The sequence below is a fragment of the Emcibacter sp. genome, assembly GCF_048269205.1.
GTDB lineage: Bacteria > Pseudomonadota > Alphaproteobacteria > Sphingomonadales > Emcibacteraceae > Emcibacter.
This window is the reverse complement of the sequence record NZ_JBLXJC010000004.1, coordinates 1-20,664: the sequence shown is the minus strand read 5'-3', so window position 1 is coordinate 20,664 and position 20,664 is coordinate 1. Positions and strand designations below refer to the sequence as shown.

The 20,664-nt window shown below is 56.4% G+C and carries 18 protein-coding genes; 11 read left to right on the top strand and 7 right to left on the bottom strand.

Annotation, left to right across the window (positions count from 1 at the left end; translation table 11 throughout):
- Positions 1-32 precede the first annotated feature (32 nt).
- On the top strand, positions 33-632 hold the full coding sequence (mobA, locus tag ACN0YD_RS13870) for a molybdenum cofactor guanylyltransferase MobA (protein ID WP_417320783.1): 600 nt from the start codon (positions 33-35) through the stop codon (positions 630-632).
- 1 nt (position 633) lies between these two features.
- Here mobA and ACN0YD_RS13865 read toward each other — a convergent pair whose 3' ends face one another.
- Genes ACN0YD_RS13865 through ubiG form a run of 3 tightly spaced genes read right to left on the bottom strand, consistent with a single transcriptional unit; the run spans position 634 to position 2,781 of the window.
- The gene (locus ACN0YD_RS13865) at positions 634-1,185 is read right to left on the bottom strand and encodes a GNAT family N-acetyltransferase (RefSeq protein ID WP_417320781.1); all 552 of its coding nucleotides are present in this window, start codon (positions 1,183-1,185) and stop codon (positions 634-636) included.
- Positions 1,175-1,996 carry a formate dehydrogenase accessory sulfurtransferase FdhD gene (fdhD, locus tag ACN0YD_RS13860; RefSeq protein ID WP_417320779.1) on the bottom strand — a complete coding sequence of 274 codons (822 nt, stop codon included), beginning with the start codon at positions 1,994-1,996 and terminating at the stop codon, positions 1,175-1,177. The genes ACN0YD_RS13865 and fdhD overlap by 11 nt, the downstream gene beginning before the upstream one ends.
- 14 nt (positions 1,997-2,010) lie before the next feature.
- Positions 2,011-2,781, bottom strand: coding sequence for a bifunctional 2-polyprenyl-6-hydroxyphenol methylase/3-demethylubiquinol 3-O-methyltransferase UbiG (gene ubiG, locus ACN0YD_RS13855; RefSeq protein ID WP_417320777.1), 771 nt, complete (start codon positions 2,779-2,781; stop codon positions 2,011-2,013).
- Positions 2,782-2,932: 151 nt separating this feature from the next.
- Between ubiG and ACN0YD_RS13850 the strand changes: the two genes are divergently transcribed.
- The 10 genes from ACN0YD_RS13850 to clpB all read left to right on the top strand — a co-directional run bounded on the left by ACN0YD_RS13850 (position 2,933) and on the right by clpB (position 16,947).
- Positions 2,933-4,150, top strand: a complete 1,218-nt coding sequence (locus ACN0YD_RS13850; RefSeq protein ID WP_417320775.1) for an aspartate kinase — start codon at positions 2,933-2,935, stop codon at positions 4,148-4,150.
- 31 nt (positions 4,151-4,181) lie between these two features.
- On the top strand, positions 4,182-5,195 hold the full coding sequence (locus ACN0YD_RS13845) for an NAD(P)H-dependent flavin oxidoreductase (RefSeq protein WP_417320773.1): 1,014 nt from the start codon (positions 4,182-4,184) through the stop codon (positions 5,193-5,195).
- Between the two features lie 70 nt (positions 5,196-5,265).
- On the top strand, positions 5,266-7,533 hold the full coding sequence (gene ptsP, locus ACN0YD_RS13840) for a phosphoenolpyruvate--protein phosphotransferase (protein ID WP_417320771.1): 2,268 nt from the start codon (positions 5,266-5,268) through the stop codon (positions 7,531-7,533).
- A gap of 268 nt (positions 7,534-7,801) precedes the next feature.
- A complete protein-coding gene (locus ACN0YD_RS13835) occupies positions 7,802-8,809 on the top strand; it encodes a helix-turn-helix domain-containing protein (RefSeq protein WP_417320769.1) in 1,008 nt (335 codons plus the stop codon).
- 129 nt (positions 8,810-8,938) lie between these two features.
- Positions 8,939-10,069 carry a flavodoxin-dependent (E)-4-hydroxy-3-methylbut-2-enyl-diphosphate synthase gene (gene ispG, locus ACN0YD_RS13830; RefSeq protein ID WP_417320767.1) on the top strand — a complete coding sequence of 377 codons (1,131 nt, stop codon included), beginning with the start codon at positions 8,939-8,941 and terminating at the stop codon, positions 10,067-10,069.
- Between the two features lie 18 nt (positions 10,070-10,087).
- Positions 10,088-11,338: a histidine--tRNA ligase gene (gene hisS / locus ACN0YD_RS13825; protein WP_417320962.1), complete on the top strand. Its 1,251-nt coding sequence runs from the start codon at positions 10,088-10,090 to the stop codon at positions 11,336-11,338.
- Positions 11,339-11,386: 48 nt separating this feature from the next.
- Complete coding sequence (prfA, locus tag ACN0YD_RS13820; RefSeq protein WP_417320765.1) at positions 11,387-12,466, top strand: peptide chain release factor 1; 1,080 nt, start codon at positions 11,387-11,389, stop codon at positions 12,464-12,466.
- 16 nt (positions 12,467-12,482) lie between these two features.
- Positions 12,483-13,358, top strand: coding sequence for a peptide chain release factor N(5)-glutamine methyltransferase (gene prmC, locus ACN0YD_RS13815; RefSeq protein WP_417320763.1), 876 nt, complete (start codon positions 12,483-12,485; stop codon positions 13,356-13,358).
- A 202-nt stretch (positions 13,359-13,560) separates the two neighbouring features.
- Positions 13,561-14,232 (top strand): DUF4167 domain-containing protein, encoded by a 672-nt coding sequence (locus ACN0YD_RS13810; protein WP_417320761.1) that lies wholly within the window; start codon positions 13,561-13,563, stop codon positions 14,230-14,232.
- 135 nt (positions 14,233-14,367) lie between these two features.
- On the top strand, positions 14,368-16,947 hold the full coding sequence (gene clpB / locus ACN0YD_RS13805; RefSeq protein ID WP_417320760.1) for an ATP-dependent chaperone ClpB: 2,580 nt from the start codon (positions 14,368-14,370) through the stop codon (positions 16,945-16,947).
- Positions 16,948-17,021: 74 nt separating this feature from the next.
- Here the strand turns inward: clpB and ACN0YD_RS13800 are convergent, their stop codons facing one another.
- From ACN0YD_RS13800 to ACN0YD_RS13785, 4 genes are all read right to left on the bottom strand, one after another.
- The gene (locus ACN0YD_RS13800) at positions 17,022-18,359 is read right to left on the bottom strand and encodes a methyl-accepting chemotaxis protein (RefSeq protein WP_417320758.1); all 1,338 of its coding nucleotides are present in this window, start codon (positions 18,357-18,359) and stop codon (positions 17,022-17,024) included.
- Between the two features lie 24 nt (positions 18,360-18,383).
- Entirely contained in the window at positions 18,384-18,578 is a 195-nt protein-coding gene (locus tag ACN0YD_RS13795; RefSeq protein ID WP_417320756.1) for a hypothetical protein, read from the bottom strand.
- Positions 18,571-18,963: a hypothetical protein gene (locus ACN0YD_RS13790; protein ID WP_417320754.1), complete on the bottom strand. Its 393-nt coding sequence runs from the start codon at positions 18,961-18,963 to the stop codon at positions 18,571-18,573. The genes ACN0YD_RS13795 and ACN0YD_RS13790 overlap by 8 nt, the downstream gene beginning before the upstream one ends.
- Positions 18,964-19,039: 76 nt before the next feature.
- Complete coding sequence (locus tag ACN0YD_RS13785) at positions 19,040-20,440, bottom strand: M23 family metallopeptidase (RefSeq protein ID WP_417320753.1); 1,401 nt, start codon at positions 20,438-20,440, stop codon at positions 19,040-19,042.
- Positions 20,441-20,664 lie beyond the last annotated feature (224 nt).

Here is a 20,664-nt window from a genome sequence, read left to right as displayed (position 1 = left end):
GTTCTGCGGGACGTTACGCTAGTCTTGGGGTCATGACAGACAGCACTCCTTATATCACAGGCATTATACTTGCCGGCGGCCGCTCCCGCCGCATGGGCGACAACAAGCTGACGATGCCCCTGGGCGACAAGACAGTGCTCAAGCATGTGATCGATCGGGCAGAGCCTCAGGTTGACGGCCTTCTTCTCAGCTATAACGAGGCGTTCGGTCCTCTGTCGGCCGGCGACCTGCCGGTCATTCCGGACAATTTTCCCGATGCGGGGCCCCTGGGCGGTCTTGAGGCCGGCCTTGCCCGGCTTGAAAAAACCGGCGGTGACTATCTTCTCTCCTTTGCCGGGGATGTTCCCTTTGTGCCCGGGAATTATGCCGTGCGGCTTTTCGAGGCTATATCCCAAGGGAATCACACGGTGGCGGTGGCCTCTTCCGCGAACCGGCTGCACGGGGTGATGGGGCTCTGGCATGTCTCCCTGCTGGAGAGTTTAAGGGATTATCTCACCTCCGGGGAACGCAGGGTGATGACCTGGCTGGAGCGGCAAAACCGTGTAAAAGTTGTCTGGGAAGATAATCCAGACCCTTTTTTCAATGTTAACAGCCCGGAAGATATGGACCGGGCCCGCCGCTTGCTGGATTGAGCTATCGGGCTGAAGCCGGTTTTTCCATCAGGATCAGGGGAACAGTGATACCGCTCGAGGTTTCCGCCGCACAGTTTTCCAGCGCCTGGTAGCCGCAGGCACGGTAAAGTGGCTCGCCGGAGAGTGTCGCCATCAGCTGGAAGCGGGTAAATCCTTCGTGTGCAGCGTCGCTTTCGCAAAGGTCGAGGATTTTCCGCCCTACACCCCGGCGCACATGATCGGGGCGGGTATACATGGCCCGCACCCGGGCCGGTTCCGTTTCAGGATCAAGCAGCCGGTCGTTGCGGCCTTTTGTGTGGTTGCCGCCATAGAGGGTTTCCCGCCTGCTCCAGCCGCCACAGCCGATAATCTCTATTCCCGACTGAAGGACAAAATAGGTGCCGTCCTCCACCAGACGGCTGTCCAGTCCCATGATCTCGTGTGATGCTTTCACCTGTTCCGGCGACAGAAAAGGATCGAGCAGCCGGTTGATGGACTGTTCCATGACCGACTGAAGTTCTCCCAGATCGGAGAGCGCCGCCCGCCGTGAAGAATAGGGGAAGTCATCCGTCATTGTCTGTCTTGACCCGTCCCGGGGTGTCTTCATAAAGGCTCATGTTATCGTCCCGCACCAGCGCCACCAGGGTGACAGCGGTCTTTCGGGCCAGATCAATGGCAAGGTCAGTGGGCGCCGAGACGGCGGCGATCAGCGGCAGGCGCGCGGCCGCGCATTTCTGTACCATTTCGAAGCTGCAACGACTTGAAACGAGCACATAGCCGTCCGCCGGGTCCATCCCCTGCCGCATCAATTGACCAATAATTTTATCCAGCGCGTTATGTCGGCCCACATCTTCCCGTGCGACAACAATATTTCCTGTCCTGTCGCAGAAGGCGGCGGCATGAACGGCGCCTGTCTCCCGGTTCAGCGGTTGATGTGTGTGCAGTTGCTGCATGCTTTTATGAAGGATTGTGGCCGGGAAGGTTATGCCTTTTGGCACCGACGGCAGGGGCCGGATGACATGTTCCAGCCGGTCGGCCCCACACAGTCCGCAGCCGGTTCGCCCGGCCATCTGCCTTTTGAAATCTTCAAGTCTCTCAAAGCAATGCTCTTTGATTTCGACCGCTGCAACCAGACCGTTTTCCACATTATGTATATCAAGACCGATGATGTCTCCTGCCCCGTCAATGATGCCCTCGGTCAGGCTGAAGCCATAGACAAAATCCTCCAGGTCGGACGGGGTGACCATCATGACCGCATAGGAGGCGCAATTATATTCGATGGACACTGGAATCTCGCAGGCGATATGCCGTTTCTCCTCTCCCGATCCTTCGGAAGGAGGCCAGATTTTCGCGGTGTGGTCCCGGAATGTGGGAAAATCTGCCATTGTGACCTGCCCGATCAGGCCTTTTCGGCCAGCGCTACATAGTTGACGGAAAAATCATGATCATCAAGCGACCATATGCCGCTGATGGGGTGAAAGACCATGCCTTTGATATCCAGGGTTTTGAAACCTGAATCCCGCAGGCTGCGTGAAAGCTCGGAGGGTTTTAGAAATTTTTGCCAGTCGTGGGTGCCCACCGGCAGCCAGCGCAGGATATATTCCGCTCCGGCAATGGCCATGAGCCAGGATTTCGCCGTCCGGTTCAGGGTCGACAGGGTCATGCATCCGCCATCTTTCAGGAGGTTGTGGCAAGCGGTCAGAAAGGACGGGATATCCGCCACATGTTCGATCACTTCCATGTTCAGGATAGCGTCAAACTTTTCGCCGGCTTCGGCAAGTTCTTCCGCCGTGATATGACGATAGTCGATATCCAGTCCTGAGTCCGCGGCATGGGCCCGGGCGGTGCCAATGTTTTTTTCCGAGGCGTCGGCGCCGACCATGGTTGCCCCGAGCCGGGTCAGCGGCTCACACAGCAGACCGCCGCCGCAACCGATATCGAGAATGCGCAATCCCTTGAGGGCGTCGGTGGCAGTGACATCCCGGTCAAAGTGGCGGCACAGGGACGCCTTGATGAATTCGAGCCGCACCGGATTCATTTTATGCAGCGGTCTGAACGGACCGTCCGGATCCCACCAGGTGGCGGCCATGGCGGAAAAATTGGCGATTTCCTCCGGATCCACTGATCTGGGGGGAGAAGATTGACCTGAATTGGCAGGACTTGCCGCCATGAGAAAAAAATCCTGTTCGTAATATTGTTATAAAAAAACCATATTTTACACACTATATCTAACTCAAGCCTTGCTTCAAGCAAGGATAAACGTATATGTATAGCGCGATTTTTAAAGAATGCCCCGCAAGGAGCACAATCAGGTTTGAGTGATGTCACGAATTGTCATGAAATTTGGCGGGACTTCCGTAGCCGATCTGGACAGGATACGGAATGTGGCCCGCCGCGTAAGAAAAGAGGTCGAGGCCGGTAACCAGGTGGCTGTTGTTGTTTCCGCCATGGCGGGAACGACGGACCAGCTGGTAAAATGGGTGGAAGATGCCTCACCGCTGCACGATGCCCGGGAATATGATACTGTTGTTGCTGCAGGTGAACAGATTACCTCCGGCCTTCTCGCCCTGACGTTGCAGAATATGGATATTCCGGCCAGGTCCTGGCTCGGATGGCAGGTTCCCTTCAAAACCGATGACGTACATGGCGCCGCCCGTATCAGCGAGATTGACACCACCGCCATGCGCGAGCGCCTGGAAGAAGGTGTGGTCTGTGTGATGGCGGGTTTCCAGGGCATTGCCGATGACAACAGGATTACGACCCTTGGCCGCGGCGGATCAGATACGTCGGCGGTGGCGCTGGCGGCGGCGCTGGAGGCGGACCGTTGTGACATTTACACGGATGTGGAAGGTGTCTTTACCACCGATCCGCGTATCGTGCCCAAAGCCCGCAAGCTGGAAAAGATCACCTATGAGGAAATGCTTGAAATGGCGTCTCTCGGCGCCAAGGTGCTGCAGACCCGCTCCGTGGCCATGGCTATGAATCACGGTGTGCGGGTACAGGTTCTTTCAAGTTTTACGGATACACCGGGTACACTGGTGGTTGATGAGGATGAAATCGTGGAAAAACAAGTCGTCAGTGGCATCGCCTATGCCAACAATGAAGCAAGAATAACTCTGGTCGGTGTGGACAATACCCCGGGTATTGCCGGTGAAGTGTTCAGTCCGCTCGCCGATGGCAATATCAATGTGGACATGATCATTCAGAATGAGTCAGAGGACGGCCTGAAAACAGATATTACCTTTACCGTACCCCAGGGCGATGTGGAAAAAGCCATCAAGATTCTGGAAAATGCAAGCAGCCTGAAATATGAGCGCCTCGTTTCCGACAAGAATGTGGTCAAGATTTCCGTTATCGGCGTCGGCATGCGTTCCCACGCCGGTGTCGCGGCAACCATGTTTCAGACACTGGCGGACAAAGGCATCAATATCCAGGTGATTTCGACATCCGAAATCAAGATCAGCGTTCTGATCGATTCCGAATATACCGAACTGGCTGTCCGGGCCCTGCATACGGCTTACGGACTCGACGGCGCATAACGGCTGAACCAAACTGGCGGGGGCATATGAAATGAGCAGCAACGGACATGAACGCCTGAACAGGTTGTGGGCACAGGGCAAAGAATTCCTCGGCACCGAATATGCCATTCTCGGGGGCGCCATGAGCTGGGTATCGGAACGTCACCTGGTCTCGGCCCTGTCCAATGCGGGCGGTTTCGGCGTGATCGCCTGCGGCAGCATGACCCCCGATCTCCTGGATCAGGAAATTGCCGCGACTAAGGAGATGACCGACAAGCCGTTCGGCGTCAACCTGATCACCATGCATCCCGATCTGGACGCCCTGATTGATGTGACGCTTTCCCACAAGGTCGGCCATGTGGTGCTGGCCGGCGGTATCCCGCCGGGGGGGGCTATTCAAAAGATCAAGGACGGTGGCGCCAAGGTCATCTGTTTTGCCCCGGCGCTTGTGCTGGCCAAGAAGCTGATCCGGTCCGGCGTCGATGCGCTGGTGGTGGAAGGTTCCGAGGCCGGCGGTCATATTGGCCCCGTATCCACCTCCATTCTGGTTCAGGAGATCCTGCCCCATATTACGGACGTGCCGGTTTTCGTGGCCGGGGGAATCGGTCGCGGCGAGACCATTGGCGCCTATCTGGAAATGGGCGCCTCCGGTGTTCAGCTGGGCACAAGATTTGTCTGCGCCGAGGAATCCATCGCTCATGAAAACTTCAAGCAGGCCTTTATCAAAGGCAATGCAAGGGATGCCATTACGTCGGTTCAGCTTGATCCCCGATTCCCGGTCATTCCGGTGCGGGCCCTCAAGAATGACGCCACAGAAGATTTTATGAAAACCCAGCAGGATGTGATAAACAAATACCAGGCCGGTGAAATGGACCTCAAGGAGTCCCAACTGGCCATAGAACATTACTGGGCAGGGGCATTGAAAAAAGCGGTCATCGACGGAGATGTTCAGGGAGGATCCGTCATGGCCGGGCAAAGCGTAGGAATGGTAAAGAGCATACAGCCAGCGAGGGAAATCATCGAAGAGCTTGTTGAACAGGCCGCATCATATCTGGCAGTTAAATAAGACAATCCCATACAGATTGAGAAGCGGATAGGACCCATCCTGTTTCTCTGGCAATGGCAAAGGAGGGTAGATGACCCCCGCAAGCAGCGCACCGCGTCTTTTGTTAAGACGGTTACACCAGATCATGGCCGGTACCGGTGGTGCCGAGGATCGCCTGAACCAGCTGGTGCGCCTGATTGCCGGGAATATGGTCTCGGAAGTGTGTTCTGTCTATTTCCTGCGCGGCGGGGAAATGCTGGAGCTTTTCGCCACCGAAGGCCTCAAGGCCTCGGCCATTCACATGACCCGTCTGCAGGTGGGCGAGGGCCTGGTGGGCCATGTGGCCTCAACCGGCATACCGCTTAACCTGGCCAACGCCCAGAACCATCCGAAATTCGTTTACCGTCCGGAAACCGGAGAGGAAGTCTATCATTCCTTCCTTGGGGTGCCGATCCTGAGGGCCGGCAATGTGGCAGGGGTTCTTGTCATTCAGAACAAGACCCTGCGCCAGTATTCCGAGGAGGAAGTGGAAGTTCTCCAGACCGTGGCCATGGTCCTGGCCGAGCTTGTTGCCGGCGGCGAGCTTTTTGATCCCTTTGAAACCCCCGAAGGCACCCTCGAACGGGCGGCAACCCCGAGCTTTGAAGGGGTCGTCTTTTCGGAAGGGCTGGCCGAGGGGCGGGCCGTTCTTCATGAGCCCAAGGTGGAAGTCACCCATCACCTGTCCAATAATCCGACGCGCGAGCTAAAGCGTCTGGACACCGCGCTGGAAAGTCTTGTCGGCCAGATTGACGATATGATGTCGGCCGAGGACTTCCGTCATCATGGCGAACATCGGGAAATTCTTGACGTCTACAAGATGTTTGCCCGGGACAAGGGGTGGAAAGCCAAGATTGTCGAGGTGATCGAGACGGGTCTTACCGCAGAGGCGGCCGTTGAGCGTATCCAGATGGATAACCGTGGCCGTATGCAGCAAACCGACGATCCTTACCTCAGGGAAAGGCTCAGCGACCTTGATGACCTGTCAAACCGGCTGATCCGTCACTTGGTGGGCAAGACCGGTACCGCGGCGGCTGACAGCCTGCCGGACAATGCCATTCTTGTGGCCCAGAACATGGGGCCTGCCGACCTGCTGGACTATGACCGGGATAAACTCCAGGCGGTGATCCTGCAGCAGGGGGCGGCGACCGCCCATGTGGCTATTGTCGCCCGGGCGCTCGGCATTCCCATGGTGGGCCAGGTGGAAGATGCGCTTCTGCATGTGCAGGAAGGCGAAAGGGTGATCGTGGACGGCGTCGAGGGAATTGTCTATTTCTCTCCCCTGCCGGAAATTCTGCAGAGCTACCAGGAAAATATCAGCAGCCGGGCAGAGCTGCTGGCCAGTTACGAGGCGCTGAGGGACAAAAGGGCCGTTACCCTTGACGGGGTGGAAATCGACCTCTTTATCAATGCCGGTCTGACCATCGACATGGACGGCCTGGAGCGGACCGGCGCCAAGGGGGTCGGTTTGTTCCGCACCGAATTCCAGTTCATGGTCAGCGCCACCATGCCCAAGGTGGATATTCAGGCAGAATTTTACAAATCCATCATGGATATGGCCGGTGACAAACCGGTGGTTTTCCGTACCCTTGATATCGGTGGCGACAAACCGGTGTCTTTTCTGAAAAGGGAGGAGGAAGCCAACCCGGCGCTCGGCTGGCGGGCCATGCGCATCTCCCTGGACCGGCCGGCATTGCTCAGGTATCAGCTCAGGGCCCTGTTCCAGGCTGCAGAGGGACGGGATATTAGCATCATGTTCCCCATGATCGCGGATGTCAGTGAATTCAGTGCTGCAAAATCCATTCTCGACAAGGAGCTGGAGTGGCTGAAGAAATTTGGCAAGCAGGGGCCCAGGACTGTCAAGGTGGGTACCATGCTCGAGGTGCCATCCCTGCTCTGGCAGCTGGACCATCTTTTGCCACTGGTGGATTTTGTGTCCATCGGCAGCAACGACCTGATGCAGTTCTTTTTTGCCTGTGACCGGGAAAACCCGAAACTGGCGGACCGGTATGATCCCCTGTCGCCGCCGGCGCTGAGCATGATGAAGTTTGTTATCGACAAATGCAACGAGTATGAAGTGCCGGTAACCCTGTGCGGGGAACTGGGCGGGAAGCCTGTGGCGGCGCTCGCTCTTCTCGGTATCGGTCTGAGGCGCCTGTCCATTGCGCCGGCATCGGTGGGGCCCGTGAAAATGATGATAAGAAGTCTTAACCTTGATCAGCTTGAGGATTATATGGCGGGATTGCTGAGTCGTTCGGATCATTCGGTCCGCAACAGAATTCTGACGTTTGCCAAGGACCACGGTATCCAGATTCGCTGATTCTAGAAGAATCGGACTAGAAATTCCGTTCTATGCCCGTCAGTTGCAGTTTTTTATTGACTCCCTGTGTTAATCTACGGTTCACTTCAAAAAAATGCCTTAAAAAAAGATGAACAGGGCGGAAAAGAACGTAACTCGATATAAAATTAACTAATTAATAATTCGGGTAAGCTACGGTTTATATCCGTTTTCAGGGGTTGGACTTCTACACCGGGAACGCAAATTAACGTTATTGACCGCTGATACAGCAGCGGGACTGTTTATTTGAATGGATAAAATGGTGGTTACGACAGGGGAAAAAACAATGCAGGCAGAGGCAGGGGAAGACAAAACCCCCGATGTGGGAAGCCTTTTGTCAGGTGCCCGGAAATCCCGCGGGCTTAATGATCTGGATAATGTAGCGCGCGAACTTTGTATTCGCCCACATCTTCTCGAGGCACTTGAACAGAACAATTTTTCAGCATTTCCGACGGCATGTTATGCCAGCGGGTTTCTTAAAAGTTATGCAACCTATCTAGGCCTGGATGCGACATCTGTCGTCAGCCAGTTCAAATCCGAATATGAAGGCGCTTTCCAGAAAGTGGAGCTGGTGTTCCCCGAGGTGCCTGCGCGGGCAAGTCTGCCCCGCAATATTGCAGCCTCCATCGGCGGCCTGTCACTGGTGATGGTGCTTGGCGTCGGTATGATGTTCGGTACGGAAGAGGTTCGTGAGGACTTGATTGCTCTGGATGATGTGAGCAGCCTGAGCATGGCGGATACAATGTTGACCGCATCTGCGCCCGCAACCGCCACACAGATTGCCCTTGCGGAACCCGTCAAGCAGGCTGTTGAAAAAGTCGCGGCGGAGCCCGGGAAAAAACCGGTAGAGAAAAAACTGGCCGAGAATAAACCAGTTGACGAGAGCCCGACCTTTACGCTGGTCCAGCAGGCAACGGCCCATACCAATGACAGTGACGCGGATGAAATCTTTAGCCGTGAAGTCAGGGCAACGCCGGTGGTTGGCGACCGGATTCGTTTGACGGCGGCGGCTGATATCTGGGTACGGATTTCCGGCCCCGAAGGTGAAATTTTGTTCGACCGTGTGGTACAGGAAGGCGAGGAATTCTTCGCGCCCGACCGCAAGGGTCTGAAACTGATGACAAGTAATGCTTCAGCTCTTTCCCTGTTTGTCGGGGATGTGGCCATTTCGCCTCTCGGTGATTACGGCCAGATTGTTTCGGAACTGACGCTTGACCAGCAGCACCTGCTGCAAAAAACGGCGTTACTTCAGCATTAAAAATAAAAATCTGTCTGCAAACCATACTCGGCGGCCCTTTCTCCTTGAAATCGGGCCGCTTTTTGCGCATGTTTAGGCCGGATTTGAGAGAGCCTTCCCGATGGTCAGGCACAGAACCGGATAAATGACATGAGTGTACGTCCCTATCGCGACATCATACGCAGAAAAAGCCGCCAGATCATGGTGGGCGATGTGGCTGTTGGCGGCGATGCGCCGATTTCGGTGCAGAGCATGACCAACACCCTGACCCATGATGTGAAGGCGACTGTGGCGCAGATCAGGTCACTGGAAGACGCCGGCGCCGATATCGTCCGCGTGTCCTGCCCGGATGAGGAAAGTACGGCGGCGCTGAAGGAAATCGTTCGCGAGGCCCAGGTGCCGATCGTGGCGGATATTCATTTTCACTATAAGCGCGCCATCGAGGCCGCGGAAGCGGGTGCCGCCTGTCTCAGGATCAATCCGGGCAATATCGGGTCCGCTGACCGGGTGCGCGAAGTGGTGAAGGCGGCCAAGGATCACGGCTGCAGCATGCGCATCGGGGTCAATGCGGGATCGCTTGAGAAACATCTCCTGGAACAGTTCGGCGAACCCTGCCCGGAAGCCATGGTGCAAAGTGCGCTGGAACATGCAAAGATCCTCGAGGATAATGACTTCCGGGAATTCAAGATCAGCGTGAAAGCCTCGGATGTGTTTCTGGCGGTGGCAGCCTATCAGGGTCTGGCCGAGGCCTGTGACTATCCCCTGCATCTGGGCATTACCGAGGCCGGGGGTCTCAGGGGGGGTACGGTGAAATCCTCCATCGGCATGGGCATGCTGCTGTGGTCCGGCATTGGTGATACCATCCGCGTGTCCCTGTCTGCCGACCCGGTAGAGGAAATCAAGGTGGGTTTTGAAATGCTGAAAAGCCTGGACCTGCGTCATCGGGGTGTGCGGATTGTGTCCTGTCCTTCCTGCGCAAGGCAGGCCTTCCCCGTCATCAAGACCGTGGAAGTCCTGGAAAAACGGCTCGAGCATATTTCCACTCCCCTGAGCCTCAGCATCATTGGCTGCGTGGTGAACGGGCCGGGTGAAGCCCGGGAAACGGATATCGGCCTGACCGGCGGCGGCAACGGCAACCATATGGTTTACCTGTCCGGTGTGACAGATCACAAGATTGACGACGACCATATTGTCGACCATATCGTCGAGCTGGTGGAACAGAAAGCCGCGCAACTGGACGCGGAAAACGAAAAAAACAAGACTGTCAAAAAAGCATCTTGAGAATTAAGGAGAAGAATGGTGGCGCGTCTCCAGCCGGTACGCGGGACTCACGATATATTAGGTGATCAGGCCCGTGCCTTCAGATATATAACGGATGTGTTCATCAAGGTGGCGGAACGCTATGGCCACAGCGAGATTTCCACGCCGATTTTCGAATTTACCGAGGTGTTCAGGCGGACGCTCGGGGAAACGTCCGATGTTGTGTCCAAAGAAATGTACACGTTCGAGGATCGCGGCGGGGAAAGCCTGACGTTGCGTCCTGAATATACAGCCGGCATTGCCCGGGCGTTCATTTCCGGCGGCCTGCAGCAGGATCTGCCTCTGAAGTTCTATGGCTATGGTCCCATGTTCCGCTACGAACGCCCGCAGAAAGGCCGCATGCGCCAGTTCCACCAGATCGATGTGGAAATCCTTGGGGTGTCGGAGCCGCAGGCGGACATCGAACTGCTTGCCCTGGCGGCTGACCTTCTGGGCGAGCTTGGCCTGATGGAGCATATCACACTGGAGATCAATTCACTGGGCGATACGGAAAGCCGCCTTGCTTACCGGGATGCGCTGGTGGACTATTTTGTAGCGCACAAGGACAGCCTGAGTGAGGATAGTCTAAACCGGCTCGATAAAAACCCGCTCAGGATCCTGGACAGCAAGGATGAGGGGGACCGGGAAATCGTGGCCGGTGCTCCGGTCCTGCAGGATTATTTCAACGAAGCCTCCTCGACATTCTTCCAGCAGGTGCAGGAGGGGCTTGCGGCGCTGGGCATTACATATGTGTTCAATCCCCGCCTGGTGCGCGGCCTGGACTATTATAGCCATACCGCTTTTGAATTTACCACCACCCAGCTCGGCGCCCAGGGAACCGTCCTGGCCGGGGGCCGTTATGACGGCCTGATCGAGCTCATGGGTGGTCCGGCCACAGCCGGAATCGGCTGGGCGGCCGGACTGGAACGGCTGGCGGAGCTTGTTTCTCACAATCATGTACCTGTGACAGCACGTCCCGTTTCCATTGTTCCTGTCGGTGCGGATGCCCAGACGGCGGCCCTCAAACTCGCTCGGACCCTGCGCCATGACGGATTTGTGGTGGATATGGGCTATCGCGGCAATGTTGGCAAACGCATGAAGCGCGCCAACAAGCTGGACAGCGAACTGGCCATACTGATGGGTAGTGATGAGCTGGCCCGGGGTAAGGTTACCATCAAGGATCTTGACGAAGGGGCCCAGCAGGAGATTGACCTGGACAAGGTGTCCGATTATCTGATGCACTATCGTTAGCTTGTTTTCTTGTTACCGCCGGCAGAATAGAAAACAGGATAGAACACCATGATACCACAGGAAAAACTGAACCAGCTGATCACGCGCCACGAGGAACTCGAACATCTCATGTCGGGCGGCAGCGATCTTGGTTCCGACGATTTTGTTAAAATTTCCCGCGAATACAGCGATCTCACCCCGGTTGTGAAAACCGCCAGGGAATTTATGGACCTGCAGCAGGAAATTGCCGATCTCGAGGAAATGCTCGGGGATCAGGATACCGATGCGGAAATGCGGGAACTGGCGGAAATGGAACTGCCGGAACTCAAGGAAAAACTTCCCGGCCTGGAGCAGGAAGTGCAGATCCTGCTCCTGCCCAAGGACATTGATGATGACAAGAATGCCCTGCTGGAAATCCGGGCAGGCACTGGCGGCGACGAGGCAGCCCTGTTCGCCGGCGATCTGTTTCGCATGTACCAGCGTTATGCCCAGATGCAGAGCTGGCAGTTCGAAGTGGTCAGCGCTTCCGAAAGCGACCAGGGCGGTTTCAAGGAAGTTGTTGTCAATGTGAGCGGTAAGGGCGTGTTCGCCAGATTAAAATATGAATCCGGTGTCCACCGGGTGCAGCGGGTCCCGGAAACCGAAGCCGGCGGGCGTATTCATACCTCGGCGGCCACCGTGGCGGTGATGCCCGAAGTCGAGGAAGTGGACGTCCAGATTGACGAAAAGGATCTGCGCATTGACGTCTTCCGGGCCAGCGGACCGGGCGGCCAGTCTGTGAACACCACGGACAGCGCGGTCCGTATCACCCATATTCCGACCGGCATTGTGGTCAGCCAGCAGGATGAAAAATCCCAGCACAAGAACAAGGCCAAGGCCATGAAGGTTCTGATGGCCCGTATCTATGATGCAGAACGGGCGAAGCGGGATGCGGAACGGGCGGCTGACCGGAAAAACCAGGTGGGGTCGGGGGATCGCTCGGAACGCATCCGGACCTATAATTTTCCGCAGGGCCGGGTGACAGATCACCGTATTAACCTGACGCTCTATAAACTGGACCAGATCCTGGCCGGCGACGGCCTTGAAGAGGTCATCTCGGCCCTGATTACCGAGGATCAGGCGGCGAAACTGGCCGAGATGCAAGTCTGATGAGCGGGCGATCACCATGACACCGGATCTGTCACAGGCAAAAGGAACCGTTGCCTTCTGGTTGAGGGAGGTCCGTAACAGTCTTGCCGCCTGTGACATTGAGACAGCGGAACTGGATGCCAGGGTTCTTTTGGCCCATGTGCTTGGGTGTACGCCAATGAATGTCTATCTTCAGCAGGACCGGGAACTGACGGAATCAGAGGTCGGGTTCCTTGAGAAACTTCTGGCGCGCAGACGGCAGCGGGAACCCCTGTCACACATCCTGGGAGAAAAGGAATTCTGGAGCCTGTCATTCAAGGTAACGCCGGATGTGCTGACACCGCGTCCGGATAGTGAAACCCTGATACAGGCCGCCCTGGATAAAATCAGGGACCGGACAGCTCCGCTCAGGATCCTGGATCTCGGTACCGGCAGCGGATGTCTGTTGCTCAGTCTGCTGAGTGAATTGCAGAATGCCAGCGGTCTGGGGCTGGATATTTCCGAAGCAGCCCTTGCGGTCGCCCGGGAGAATGCGGAACGGCTTGGCCTTTCAGAGCGGGCGATTTTTATCAAGAGTGACTGGACCTCTGCCCTGGCCCGGAAAGAGAAATTCGACGTTATTCTGTCCAACCCGCCCTATATCGGGTTGAGCGAGAAAGAAAGTCTGCCGCCGGAAGTTCGCGAATTTGAACCGGAGCGGGCGCTTTATTCGGGTGAGGAAGGGCTGGACGATTATCGGAAACTGATTACCCGGTTGCCGGATTTTCTTGCCGTGGATGGATTTATCCTGTTTGAAATCGGCGCTGGTCAGGGAGCCTCATTGAAGGAACTTTTGTCCAATGCCGGTATCCGGGAAATAGAGATTATCAAGGATCTGGCAGGTCGTGACCGCTGTGTTGCCTGGCGGCCCTGAAAAAAAAACAAAAGAGACTTGGCATTTCAGATTGGCCGGGGTAGTGTAGGGCGTTGCCCTAGGGTACCATGAAATCCGGTGAGGGATATACCGGTATATAAACCCCAGAAAATCTGAAAAATCAAAAGTATGCCGTCTTGTAGAAAGACGGCCAACCCTGTGACAGGCATCGGCACGATCCGAGCCCCTGATAGTGTATTAAATGAAACAAAACCAAAATCCACGCCGCGGTCGTCAGAGCGGAAAAAACACCAGTAATCAACAGCGAGGCAAGAACGGCGGCAAGGGGCGCAAAGGCAAAGGCGGTTCCCAGCCCCAGGGCAATGCCGCCACACGCCAGGTAGACAGTCATGGCCCGCTGGGAAAACAGCGCGGCAACGCCAAACAGTTGTACGAAAAATACAAGACACTGGCCCGGGAGACATTTGCCAATGATCGCATGACTTCCGAATCCCTGTCTCAGTTTGCCGATCATTATTACCGTATCTACGCGGAGCATGCCGCCGGAGAAGCCGCCGCCCAGGCGGCCCGGGAAGAAGAACAGAAACGCCGGGCTGAAGAAGCTGCCGAAAACCAGGCAAATCTTGTCGAGATTGCCAACGATACGGAAGAGGGCGGTAAGGCGGCTCGCGCCTCTCATTCCGATGACGGCGGGGACAAGGACAAGCCGGCGGAAATTCTCGACCTGGATCTCGGGGAAAATGGTGAGGGCGGTCAGCCGGAAGGCAAACCCAAACGCCGTACGCCCCCCCGCAGCCGGAAAAAAATGGACTCCGAGGCAGAAGAATTGCCTCTGGAAGATACTGCAAAGAAGCCGGCCCGCCGTGGCCGGGCGAAAAAGGCAGAAACAGAGGAGCAACAAGCTTCCGAGTGATCTCCATCGAAAATATTTGTTCAGGGCCGGAGTAACCTCCGGCCTTTTTTTATGCTAAAATTTCATCCGGGCTCTTGTGTTGCAGAAAAGTCACATCATATGTGAGCTAATCAGGAATAAAGGAGTTTTGCAGGAATGGACTTCGAAAAATATACAGACCGCAGCAAGGGGTTTATCCAGAGCGCCCAGAATCTGGCTCTTCGTGAAGGTCATCAGAGATTTACACCGGAACATATTCTGAAAGTTCTGCTTGAAGACCGGGAAGGCCTTTGTGCCAATCTCATGCAGGCGGCGGGCGCCGATGCCAAGCAGGCGTTGCTGGCTGTGGAGAAGGAAGTCGAGGGCTATCCCAAAGTGGAAGGCAGCGGCGCCGGTCAGCTTTATATGGATCCGGCGACGGCACGTTTCTTTGACAGTGTGCAGGAACTGGCCAAAAAGGCCGGTGACGAATATGTGACCGTCGAGCGCATGTTGCTGGCCCTGGCCCTGGCCAGCGGGACCAAATCCGCAGAAATCCTAAAACAGGCCGGGCTCACGGCCCAGAATCTTAATTCGGCGATCAATGAGATACGCCAGGGGCGTACGGCAGGCAGTGCCAGTGCGGAAGACAGCTATGATGCACTGAAGAAATATGCCCGCGACCTCACGGCAGCGGCCCGGAACGGCAAGCTTGATCCGGTGATCGGCCGGGACGAGGAAATCCGCCGCACCATCCAGGTGCTTTCCCGCCGAACCAAAAATAATCCGGTTCTGATCGGTGAACCAGGTGTCGGCAAGACCGCCATTGTGGAAGGGCTTGCCCTCAGGATTGCCAACGGAGATGTGCCCGATTCCCTGAGCCAGAAGAAAATCATGGCCCTGGATATGGGCGCCATGGTGGCCGGTGCCAAATATCGCGGCGAGTTCGAGGAACGCCTCAAGGGCGTGCTGCAGGAAGTGGAAGCCGCTGGCGGTGAAATCGTTCTCTTTATTGACGAGATGCACACTATTGTCGGTGCCGGTGCGTCAGAAGGCTCCATGGATGCGTCCAATCTGTTGAAGCCCGCGCTTGCCCGGGGTGAACTGCATTGTATCGGCGCGACCACCCTCAATGAATATCGTAAATATGTGGAAAAGGATGCGGCGCTTGAGCGGCGTTTCCAGCCGGTTATGGTCGGCGAGCCCACCGTGGAGGATACCATTTCCATTTTGCGCGGGCTCAAGGAAAAATACGAGCTTCACCACGGAATCAGGATTACCGACAGCGCCATTGTGGCGGCGGCGACCCTGTCCAATCGCTATATCAACGACCGCTTCCTGCCGGACAAGGCCATTGACCTGGTCGACGAGGCGGCATCCAAGATCAAGATGGAAGTGGACAGCAAGCCCACGGAACTGGATGAGCTTGACCGGCGAATCATTCAGCTCAAGATTGAGCGTGAGGCCCTGAAAAAGGAAAAGGACGAGGCCTCCCGCGACCGGCTTGAAAAACTGGAAAAGGACCTGGGCGAGCTGGAACAGCAGTCTGCCGAGATCACGGCCCAGTGGCAGAAGGAAAAGGACCGTATTTCCGGCGATCAGCAGATCAAGGAGAAGCTGGAACAGGCGCGTCTCGAGCTGGAGCAGGCCCAACGGGCTGGTGATCTGGCCCGCGCCGGCGAACTGCAGTATGGCGCCATTCCGGAACTTGAAAAACAGCTTCAGGACGCAGAAGAAGGCGGCGAAAGCCAGAATCAGCTTCTCAAGGAAGAAGTCAGCGACGAAGATATTGCCTCTGTGGTCAGTCGCTGGACCGGTATCCCTGTGGACAAGATGCTGGAAGGCGAGCGGGAAAAACTGGTTCAGATGGAAGACTGGCTCGGCCGTCGCGTGATCGGCCAGGACGAAGCGGTACGGGCGGCCTCCGCCGCCGTACGGCGGGCCCGGGCCGGCCTGCAGGACGAAAGCCGTCCCATCGGATCATTCCTGTTCCTCGGTCCTACCGGGGTGGGCAAAACCGAACTGACCAAGGCGCTTGCCGAGTTCCTGTTCGACGATGAACATGCCATGGTCCGCATCGACATGTCCGAATTCATGGAAAAACATGCGGTGGCCCGGCTTATCGGGGCGCCTCCGGGCTATGTGGGTTATGAAGAGGGCGGTGTGCTGACCGAAGCCGTGCGCCGCCGGCCCTACCAGGTGATTCTGTTCGACGAGGTTGAAAAGGCCCATCCCGATGTGTTCAACGTGCTTCTGCAGGTGTTGGACGACGGCCGCCTGACCGATGGTCAGGGCCGCACGGTGGATTTCAAAAATACCCTGATCATCCTGACCAGTAACCTGGGCAGCCATATTCTGGCCGATCAGCCGGAAGGCGCCGATGTGGAATCTGTGCGCGATCAGGTGATGGAAGTGGTGCGTAGTGCCTTCCGGCCGGAGTTTCTCAACCGTCTGGATGAAGTCACCCTGTTCCATCGTCTGGGGCGCGAAGATATGCATGGTATCGTGGAAATCCAGCTAAAACGCCTGGTGAAGATGCTGGCTGATCGCAAGATCACCCTGGATCTGGACCAGACCGCTTTCGACTGGCTGGCCCATGCGGGCTATGATCCGGTCTATGGGGCCCGGCCGCTGAAACGGGTGATCCAGCGGAATCTGCAGGATGTGCTTGCCAACAGGATTCTGGACGGCACGGTCCACGACGGCTCCACGGTCCATGTGACGGCCGGGGCCGGTGGATTGGAAGTCACGGTTTAAAAAGACTCGACGACATAAAAGGAAAGGCTCCCGGGAGGGAGCCTTTCTCGGTTTTAGTGCATAACGCTCTGTATCTAGCCGGCGGCGGCTTCGCTGCGCAATTCGCTCAACAGGCTGTCCACCACATGGGACAGGGTGCCGGACTGTTCTCCCAGCTGGCCCGAGATGGTCATCACCTTGTCGGCGGAACCCTTGGTTTTCTGGGAGGTTTCATGCAGGCGCCCAATATTGTCGGTGGTATCACGGGTGCCCTGGGACGCGCTCTGGGCGTTGCTGGCAATTTCATTTGTTGCCGCATTCTGCTCTTCGATAGAGGAACTGATGACACCGGCGCTTTCATTGGTCTGGGCAATGATTTTGGAAATTTCCTCGATGGAAGAAACCGCTTCCTGCGTGACCACCTGCATATTGTTGATCTGGGCGTCAATCTGTTCGGTCGCCTTGGCGGTTTCGTCGGCCAGGGCCTTGACCTCGTTGGCGACCACAGCAAAACCCTTGCCAGCTTCACCGGCGCGGGCCGCCTCGATGGTGGCATTGAGCGCCAGCAGGTTGGTCTGGTTGGAAATATCCGTGATCAGCTCCAGCACCTCGCGAATATTCCGGGTCTGGTCCGCCAGGGATTGAATGGTCTGGGTAGTTGATTCAGCCTGTTTGACCGCCTCGCTTGAGATGCTTGATGTATGGGAGATCTGCCGGGTGATTTCACGAATCGAGCCGGACAGCTCCTCGACCCCGGCAGCCACACTTTGGATGTTGCCGGAGCTGGCTTCTGCGGCCCGACGGACGTCTGAGGAAAGCGTTTCTTCCTCAGTTGCAAGATGGGACAGGGTGTCGGCATTTTGCCTGAGATTTTCCGCAGAGCTCACCAGGCTGGAGGAAACTTCCTTGATGGCATGTTCCAGCCTGTCGGCCAGCGCCAGCTGGCGCTGGCTGTATTCCCGTGCAGCTTTTTGCTGCATGGCGTCCTGTTCCCCGGCCAGGCGTTCGGCCTCGGCCTGACTTTCCCGCAGGGCCTGCAGGGCTTCTTCGGACTTGGCGGCAAGCTTGCTGGCTTCCTCGCTGGCCTGGCTGGCTTGTTCGGCGGCGAGCTCGGCATCGGATACGGCTCCTTCGGCATTGCTGAACGCCGTCTCCAGTTCGCGGGTCAGCAGGAACAGGAATCCGGTTTCAACCACCACAATCACCGCATGCAGGACCACCCGCATGAAATCCGCGCCGTCCGGGAAAATGGCGGACGGCATGACGAAGTTGAGTAAAAGATGGTGGGTGGCAATGGTGCCGGCAGAAATCAGGATGGCTTTTTCATCGCAGTAAATGGCGGTCAGGGCCAGAGCGGCGAAAAAGCTCATATGAATATCAATCTGCCAGGGATGGCCGGTATATTCATAGAGCCAGAAACTGATAATCGCCACCAGGGCGACGGTCGTGTAATAGCGCTAGGCCGCCTGCCCTGGCGCTGTTTTCCACAGATAGGTGGCGCCGGCAGAGATCAGGGCACTGACCAGGGCGCAGAAGATCCAGCCGGCAGGGCTAAGGACAAAGCCGGTAATGGCGACGACGGCGGTCATCAGCCAGAGAATACAAAGGAAATATGTAGAGGTTTTTACTCTGAGGTTTTCCAGTTCATGCATTTTTAGAGACTTTCTTGGGGTACTGGGCGGTGTTGCGGGCAAAACAGCCGGCGGCGCCAAACGGGTTGATAATGACTATGGCTCCGGCGGCGTACAGTTTGTTCAGTATTGTCTGCCGGGATCCCTCTCGGGGTGTTCTGAAATGAACGATATTGTCAAATGCGCCATTGCCGGTCACATAAACGCCACTGGCGGTGGTTTTGCGGAAACTTTCTTCGAGGCTGTAGCCTGCCGGGAATACAACGGCAAGATTGCGGCTGTCTGCGGGAGCCAGTTTTACGAACAGAAGGGCAAGAAAGGAGATCAGGAAACAGAACAGGGCCGGGCCGTAGACTGTCGCTGTGTCGGCCTGGCTTGAAGCGGTGTTTTGTGAAGATCCGGACATGAAATTCTTAACCCGTCATTCTTGTGAAACCTTAGAATGGCCGAAAATGGTTAAGAAATTGTTCCGGGTTTACGGGTCAGTCCTGCTTGTTCCAGGCCAGCAGGATGTTGTTTTTCTGCAGATTGACTTCATGGTCAATGGTGCTAGCGACCTGGATGAATTTCTCCAGTTCGGTCCCTTTCAGTTTCCGGCCTGTGGGAATCTTCAGGGCCAGCGGATTGACCTGTCGGCCGTTCATCATCACTTCGTAATGCAGATGCCGGCCGGTGACCCGGCCGGTGGCGCCCACATAGCCGATAACCTGACCCTGCTTGACACGCCTGCCCTGTTTGATGCCCCGGCCGTATTTGGAAAGATGGGCATAGGCGGTCGTGTAGGTGCCGTTGTGGCGAATGCGGACATAGTTGCCGTAGCTGCCGTAGCGGCTGGCCCGTTCGATCACGCCGTCACCGGCAGCCATAATCGGCGTCCCGGTCGGCGCGCTGAAATCAAGTCCCTTGTGCATGCGGGTATAGCCCAGAACCGGGTGTTTGCGCTTGCCGTAATAGGAAGACAGCCGGGCCCCTTCAATGGGGGTTTTCATCAGGGCCTTGCGGGCGCTCTGGCCGTTCTCATGATAATAGTCGGCAAACAGGTCGCCCTTGGCCTGGTGGCGATAGAGGCTGATGGGTTTGCCGGAAAGGGTCAGGCGGGCATAGAGGATATCTCCCTCCTGCACACGCCGGCCGTCTTCCGACAGATGCCGTTCGTAAAAGATCTCGAATCGGTCGCCCCGGCGGATTTCCCGCTGGAAATCCACATCGAAGCTGTAGATGCGAATCAGTTCGACAATGACCGATGTGGGCAGGCCTTCGCGCTGACCGGCCATGAACAGGCTGTCTTCAATGACGCCTTCCGCATGGCGGGCAATGGTGATGGTCGGCAGTTCCTCGACTTCTCCCTGCCAGCCGGCGTCCTGCCGCTGTACTTTGACAAGGTGGGTGAAATCCTTTTCCAGCTCCAGGCTTTCCAGATTGTCCCGGGAATCAAACCCGGCGGTGACAACCTGGCCGATCTGGAGCTTGCGCATATTATAGAATTTGCCCAGCTCCCGAATGGCGCCGTGGGCCTGTTGCCGGCTGGCGCCGTTGCGGGTGAGCAGCTGCATGAGTCCCTCGCCCCGGTTGAGCACCAGAACCTTGCGGTTCGGTTCCGCCGTTTCGGCAGCGGTGTCTTCGGCAACAGTATCTTCGGCAACTGGGGTCTCTTCCATGGCCACAGCCGGACTGTCGGAGTCCGGGATCTGTGCAGCCAGCGGCGAGTCGGTAATCTCCTGCTGGAGGGAGTCGCTGACGGCCGATCCGGATCTCTCCGGTCCGTCGGCAAAATATGTTCCGGCCAGATATCCGGTGGCCAGTAAAGGCGCAGCCACAAGAACCCCCCGCGCCAGCGGGGGCAGACTGAAAAAGAAGGTGCTCAAAAGGTCTCTGGTTTTCATCCGCTCATATTTACTTTAATAACCGCCAAAATTTGGTTAAAAATGCCGCGACTTTGAATCGAAGTCAAATTTTTGCGTATTTTTGCTGATAAAAAAGATCAACATCCCGGGGATAAGCCCTTGTTTTTATGAATCTCCGGGGAAATTCAGAAAAAAACGTCATAAAACTGAAATTAGGTATTTACAAGGTTGAATGATGGTCTTATAACCCGGCTTCACCGACG

Coding starts and splice junctions, on each gene's coding strand:
- ACN0YD_RS13850 (WP_417320775.1), top strand. CDS start 2,933: ATGTCACGAATTGTCATGAAATTTGGCGGGACTTCCGTAGCCGATCTG.
- ACN0YD_RS13810 (WP_417320761.1), top strand. CDS start 13,561: ATGAAACAAAACCAAAATCCACGCCGCGGTCGTCAGAGCGGAAAAAAC.
- ACN0YD_RS13795 (WP_417320756.1), bottom strand. CDS start 18,578: ATGCATGAACTGGAAAACCTCAGAGTAAAAACCTCTACATATTTCCTT.
- ispG (WP_417320767.1), top strand. CDS start 8,939: ATGAGTGTACGTCCCTATCGCGACATCATACGCAGAAAAAGCCGCCAG.
- ACN0YD_RS13790 (WP_417320754.1), bottom strand. CDS start 18,963: ATGTCCGGATCTTCACAAAACACCGCTTCAAGCCAGGCCGACACAGCG.
- ACN0YD_RS13785 (WP_417320753.1), bottom strand. CDS start 20,440: ATGAAAACCAGAGACCTTTTGAGCACCTTCTTTTTCAGTCTGCCCCCG.
- prmC (WP_417320763.1), top strand. CDS start 12,483: ATGACACCGGATCTGTCACAGGCAAAAGGAACCGTTGCCTTCTGGTTG.
- fdhD (WP_417320779.1), bottom strand. CDS start 1,996: ATGGCAGATTTTCCCACATTCCGGGACCACACCGCGAAAATCTGGCCT.
- prfA (WP_417320765.1), top strand. CDS start 11,387: ATGATACCACAGGAAAAACTGAACCAGCTGATCACGCGCCACGAGGAA.
- ubiG (WP_417320777.1), bottom strand. CDS start 2,781: ATGGCGGCAAGTCCTGCCAATTCAGGTCAATCTTCTCCCCCCAGATCA.
- ptsP (WP_417320771.1), top strand. CDS start 5,266: ATGACCCCCGCAAGCAGCGCACCGCGTCTTTTGTTAAGACGGTTACAC.
- mobA (WP_417320783.1), top strand. CDS start 33: ATGACAGACAGCACTCCTTATATCACAGGCATTATACTTGCCGGCGGC.
- clpB (WP_417320760.1), top strand. CDS start 14,368: ATGGACTTCGAAAAATATACAGACCGCAGCAAGGGGTTTATCCAGAGC.
- ACN0YD_RS13845 (WP_417320773.1), top strand. CDS start 4,182: ATGAGCAGCAACGGACATGAACGCCTGAACAGGTTGTGGGCACAGGGC.
- ACN0YD_RS13835 (WP_417320769.1), top strand. CDS start 7,802: ATGGATAAAATGGTGGTTACGACAGGGGAAAAAACAATGCAGGCAGAG.
- ACN0YD_RS13865 (WP_417320781.1), bottom strand. CDS start 1,185: ATGACGGATGACTTCCCCTATTCTTCACGGCGGGCGGCGCTCTCCGAT.